The 5,795-nt window shown below is 67.4% G+C and carries 4 protein-coding genes; 2 read left to right on the top strand and 2 right to left on the bottom strand.

Going from position 1 to position 5,795, the window contains the following annotated elements:
* The coding region (locus tag AC1D1S_RS18620; protein WP_476995158.1) for an ABC transporter substrate-binding protein at positions 1-1,303 on the bottom strand (1,303 nt) is incomplete at its 3' end.
* 239 nt (positions 1,304-1,542) lie between these two features.
* On the opposite strand from AC1D1S_RS18620, the gene AC1D1S_RS18615 reads away from it, so the two are divergent.
* Complete coding sequence (locus AC1D1S_RS18615; protein WP_476995157.1) at positions 1,543-2,874, top strand: hypothetical protein; 1,332 nt, start codon at positions 1,543-1,545, stop codon at positions 2,872-2,874.
* Positions 2,875-3,076: 202 nt separating this feature from the next.
* The gene (locus tag AC1D1S_RS18610; RefSeq protein WP_476995156.1) at positions 3,077-5,716 is read left to right on the top strand and encodes a trehalase-like domain-containing protein; all 2,640 of its coding nucleotides are present in this window, start codon (positions 3,077-3,079) and stop codon (positions 5,714-5,716) included.
* 30 nt (positions 5,717-5,746) lie between these two features.
* Here AC1D1S_RS18610 and AC1D1S_RS18605 read toward each other — a convergent pair.
* Positions 5,747-5,795 (bottom strand): excalibur calcium-binding domain-containing protein (locus AC1D1S_RS18605; RefSeq protein ID WP_476995159.1); only part of this gene is annotated, 49 nt, incomplete at its 5' end.

Here is a 5,795-nt window from a genome sequence, read left to right as displayed (position 1 = left end):
ACAGGGACTTGGCCTGGGCTTCCAGGTTCTTCACATCGACGTTGCCGTCCTTGATGAACGACTGAAGCGCCGGGATCATCACGTTGTTGGCCATGGCGGGAAGGGCATCGCGGTCGAAGAACTGGCTGATGTTCTTGGCGCCGCTGATGGCTTCGGCCAGCTTCTTGTTCAGCGGAGTGAACTTGGAGGTATCGGCGCCCTTGGCGGTGGCGATGTTGGACGAGTCGACCGAGGCGTACACATCCTGTCCTTCCGGGGTGCCGACGTAGGCCAGGAAGTCCCGGGCGGCCTGGTTCTGGCCGCCCTTCTTGGAGAGCAGCAGGCCGTCGATGGGTGCCTCGATGGCGTCCTGGCCTTCCACCGCGATCTCGGGGAACGGGAAGAAGTCGATGTCGTCGGCGATTGCCTTGTCCGTGTACTGCTGGGTGAGGAAGGAGCCGAGCAGGTACATGCCGGATTTCTTGTCCGCGAGGGACTTCGCCGAGTCCTGCCAGGTCATGCCCAGGGCGTTCGGGTTCTGGAACGGGAGCAGGGCCTTCCAGGTGTCGAAGACGTCGCTGACCTTCTTCTGGTCCCAGCTTTCCCGGTGCGCGGTGAGGTCCATGTGGAACTGGTAGCCGTTCAGGCGCATGTTCAGGTAGTCGAATGTGCCCATGGCGGGCCAGCCGTCCTTGTCCGCGAATTCAATCGGGATCAGGCCGTCGGCCTTCATCTTGGTGGCGAGGGCCTTCAGCTCATCGAACGTCGTGGGGACGGTGTACCCCTTTTCCGTCCAGAGGCTCTTGCGGTAGAAGAAGCCCCAGGGGTAGTTGTAGTTCGGGATCAGGTACATCTTGCCGTCGGCGCCGGTCGAGGCCTTTTTCAGGGCATCGGAGTAGTTCCCGCCGACCTTTTCCCAGACGTCATCGATCGGGGCGAGCAGCCCCTTACCGGCGTAGTACTGCATGCGGTACCCGGCGAACCAGGTGAACGAATCGTCGGGGCTGCCCTGGAGGTAGGTGTTGATCTTGTTCTGGAAGTCGTTGTGCGCCACCACGTTGGTGGTGACCGCGATGCCGGACTTCTTCTGGAAAGCGTCGGTCACGGCCTTGTAGGCAGCCTTGGGGACCTCGTCGGAGGACCCGGAACCGAACGTGGCCGTCTTGGCCCCGCCGCTGGCAGGTGCGCTGCCGCCCGTGCAGGCCGAGAGCAGGGGGATGCCGGCCATCGCGACTGCTCCGGCGCCGAAGGTCTTCAGCAGCGTCCTCCGGTCCCACCCGCCTCGGCTGGAGGCCCGTAGCAGTGCGTCTTCATGCATGGTCATAATTTCTCCTTTGAAATAACGCGGGTGGAGTGAAGCAGCTCACATCATTAGCTATCATAATCGCACAATAAGGAACGTCAAGTAGCAAAAAAGAACATTTTGATGCGCGTGGCCGGACTTGTCCGTTGACTTAGGGCGGGGCCGCTCTTAGCGTTAAGCCCCTCAGGGTGCCGATGTGGTCCGCCGGCTGGCGGTGGCGCCCGGAACCGCGGATACATGGCGAAAACCCAGGTGCACCCATGAAGATCAAGTCCACAGCCGCCGCCACGCTGCTCGTCCTGCTGTTCCTGGGAGGATTGCTCGGCGGCCCGTCCGCGTCCGCGCCGGCGTCGTCCGAGGGCGCCACGTATTACGTGAGCGCCGACGGCAGCGACGCCAACGACGGGACGTCGCCGCAATCAGCCTGGGCGACGCTCGACAAGGTCAATGCCACTGCGCTGCGGCCCGGGGACTCGGTCAGCTTTCGCCGCGGAGACATCTTCTCCGGCGGCCTCGTGGTCGGCCAGAGCGGCACCAGCCGGCTCAGGGTCACGCTGAATGCCTACGGAAGCGGCGATCCGCCCGCCGTTACGGGCGGACTGGCAGGAACGTGCGTCAGGCTCGACGGCGACTACATCGCCGTTGACGGCCTGCGGGCGGAGTCGTGCGGCTATGCGGGCTTCAGCATCTACGGCGACCACGGCTCCGTGCGGAACTCCGCCGCCAGGAACAATGCCGCGGGCATCAAAGTGAGCGAGGGCTCCGACTTCGGCACCTACACCAACAACACGCTTGCCGACAACAACATCATGAACGTCAATACGCCGGGGGAGCTGTGCGGCACCGCCACGTCCCTGAAGTGCGATGACGACTCGGGCGCCTTTGGCTTCCTGATCAACGGCAGCGACAACGAGTTCGCCGGCAACACCGTCACCGGCTCCACCGCGGTGTCCTACGACTTTGGCCACGACGGCAGCGCGTTCGAAATATTCAACGGCAACCGGAACAGGATCCACCACAACGTGGCCGTGGATAACAACGTCTTCTCCGAACTGGGGCGCGGGAAGGGCGGAACTGCCGACGGCAACACGTACAGCTACAACCTGGTCCGGTCCACCTGCGGCCCCAACTGCTCCCAGGCCATGGGGCTGATCGCGCGCGGCAGGACGTCCTCCTTCGGCCCAACCAACGGCACCACGTTCGAATACAACACCGTGTGGCTGGACGGCGCGGACTCCCAGGCTCTGGTCTGCCACGCGTCGTGCCCGGCCTCCACCGTCGTCAGGGGAAACATCCTGGTGGCCGCCCGCAATGCGCTGTGGATGGACGGCGCCGGCTGGACCGAGCGGGAAAACGTCCTCAACGGCCCCACGAACATCATTCCCGATGCCACCTCCACTACTGAACCGGCCGACTTTGTCAACGCACCCGCCGATCTCCACCTCTCCGGCGCGAGCCCGGCCATTGACCGGGCCGGGGTCAGCCCCTTCCCCTTGGATCTGGACGGGCGGCCGGCCAACCAGAAGGGCGACTGCCAGGGCGGCGGCGCGGCCGATGCCGGGACCTACGAATACAGGCCGGCCGGCTGCTGAAACGCAACGGCATGGCGGCGCGGCAAGGAACCAGCACCTGGTGCCATCGCTGGTCCCAAGGTGTCCGGGCGGCCCGGCGGATGTTACATAGTTGCAACTGCAGGGACACCCATGCGAAATCGTCCCGGGACGATACTTGAAGTGCGTCCTCCCGGGGACGCTTCGCATGCAGGCATTGGGGACTACTCGAAGGACCGCGCCGATGCCCACACCGCTCAACCAGGCCCTGGCCGACTCTGCGCTTCTCACCAAATCCCTCCCGCTGGGCCTGCTCCGCGCTTTCGTGCAGACCAACGCGGCCGACGACGGGCTCACGCCGCAACTGCTGGCTGAGCTCAAGATCCTGGCCCGCACTCCCGGGCTGCTCGTGGCCTGCAACTACGGCGGCACGCTGTGCGCGGCAGAAGGCATTTCCACCGAGACCCTGCCGCTGGGCAGCGCGGCGATCGCGCTGAGGGCGCTGGCAGCCCTCCCGAACACCCACGCGGCCGTCATCTCCGGGCGGTCGCTGCGGGATCTGGCCGCCGTCTCACGGCTCCCGGCGGAGGTGCACCTGGTCGGCTCGCACGGCGCGGAGTTCGACATGGGCTACGCCCACGGGCTGTCCCTCGCCACCGAATCAGTGCTGCAGCAGGCCAGCCAGGCACTCGCCGAAACCGTGGGCGCCTACCGGGGCATCAGCATTGAGCGCAAGCCGGTCGCAGTGTCGGTGCACACCCGCCCGGCCGCCCCCGACGTCGTCGCACTGGCCACCACGAAGGCGGAGGAGATCGCCCGGGAGCACGGGTTGCACTTCATTGTGGACGGCTCGGTGCTGGATCTCTCCGTGGTGGAACCGTCCAAGGCCTCCGCGTTGGAGCACCTGCGCTCCATGCTCGGCGTGAGCGCCGCCCTTTACGCCGGCGACGCCTTCAGCGATGAGCTGGCCATGGCGACGCTGCGCGGGCCGGACATGGCGCTGCGCGTGGGGGAGGGGCACAGCGTGGCGGCCCACACGCTCCGGGACCCGGAGTCGTTCGCCCGCGTCCTGGCGATCCTGTTCGAACTGCGGCGGGCGTGGCTGTTCGGCGAGGACGCCGTGGGGCTTGAGCGGCACTCCATGATCGGCAACGGCTCGTCCACCGCCCTGATCACCCCGGACGCGAAGATCTGTTGGATGAGCCACCCGCTGCCGGACAGCGGGTCGCTGTTTGCCCATCTGCTCGGCGGCGATGCGGCGGGGCACTTCTCCGTGGAACCGGCGAAGTCCTCGCAGGTCCTGGGCCAGCGCTACGTGGACAGCACCATGATCGTTGAAACCCGCTGGGCCGACGTCACCGTGACGGACTACCTGGAGCCGGCCCCGGACGGCATCACCAGCCTGGTCCGGGTGCTGTCCGGCACCGGCACGGCGAGAATCGTCTTCGCTCCGCGGCCGGACTACGCGAATGCGCCGTTCAGCATGGAGGCGCGCGGAACGGAACTGCACGTCGTGGGAACCGCGGACCCCATCATACTTCGGGCGCCCGGAGTGGCCTTTTCCATCACCTCGGACGGCCGGCACGGCACCGCCACCGGCGAGGTCGACTTGCGGGACGGGCCGGTGGTCCTCAACCTGCGCTGCGGCGACACGGAACCGCAGCCCGCGGTGCCCGGGGACGAGACTGATGATGAGGCCCGGCGCCGCGCCGCCGTCGCCCATCACTCCCGGCGCTGGGTCCACGAACTGCAGCTGCCCGGCGTGAAGCCGTCGCTGGTCCGCCGGTCCGCGCTGGTGCTCCGGGCGCTGGTCCACGAACCCACCGGCGCTGTGCTGGCCGCACCCACCACCTCACTGCCGGAGGGAATCGGCGGCACCCGCAACTGGGACTACCGGTACTGCTGGCTGCGGGACGGGTCCATGACCGTCAACGCGCTCGTGGACCTGGGCTCCACGGCCGAGGCCGAGGGCTTCCTGGCCTGGCTGGGCCGGATCCTGACCCACGCCCCGGGTCCGGAGTGGCTCCATCCGCTCTACTCCGTGACCGGGGCGCCGCTGTCCACCGAGGCSATCATCGAGAGCCTGCMCGGCTACGCGGGATCMCGCCCSGTSCGGATCGGSAAYGCCGCCGACCACCAGGTGCAACTGGACGTGTTCGGCCCGATYGCCGAGCTGATCCACGCCCTCAGCGCCCGCCAGGGCATGCTCTCCGACGGGCACTGGGACCTGCTGGTCCAGATGGCCGCAGCCGTGCTGGCCCGCTGGCAGGAGGCCGACCATGGAATCTGGGAGGCCAGGCGGGCGCCGCGGCACCATGTCTACACGAAGGTGATGTGCTGGGTGGCGCTCGACCGGGCGCTGCGCACGGCCGTCCGGCATGGCCGGGAACCGCTGCCGGCCTGGGAGCCCACGGCGGCGAAGATCCGGGAGGAAGTCCTGCGCGAGGGCTGGGACGAGTCGGCGTCCTCCTACACCGTGGCGTACGACAGTCCGGACCTGGACGCAGCCGTGCTGCACATCGGTCTGTCCGGCCTGCTGGACGTCAACGACCCCCGGTTCCTGGCCACCGTCACGGCGGTGGAGCGGGAACTGCGGGTGGGGCCCACGGTTTTCCGCTACAGGTACGACGACGGCCTGCCGGGCCTGGAGGGCGGGTTCCACATCTGCACCACCTGGCTGATCGAGGCMTATATCGCCGTCGGCCGGATCGAGGAGGCCTGGGACCTCTTTGACCAGCTGGTGAACCTGTTCGGTCCCACGGGGCTGCTGCCCGAGGAATACGACCCCGGCACGGAAACCCACCTGGGCAACCATCCCCAGGCGTATTCGCACCTGGGCTTCATCCGCTGCGCCCGGCTCCTGCATGAGCACCAGAAGAACTGACCACCCGGCCCGCGGACAGGCCGGCCGCCGTTACTCGCAGCCGACGCCGTCCCCGTCCCGGTCCAGCCTGCGGCTGTAC

This window comes from Arthrobacter sp. P1_A5 (genome assembly GCF_056406825.1).
Note: the sequence above shows the minus strand (reverse complement) of the source record. Positions and strands in the feature narration are given on the sequence as shown.

Coding starts and splice junctions, on each gene's coding strand:
- AC1D1S_RS18615 (WP_476995157.1), top strand. CDS start 1,543: ATGAAGATCAAGTCCACAGCCGCCGCCACGCTGCTCGTCCTGCTGTTC.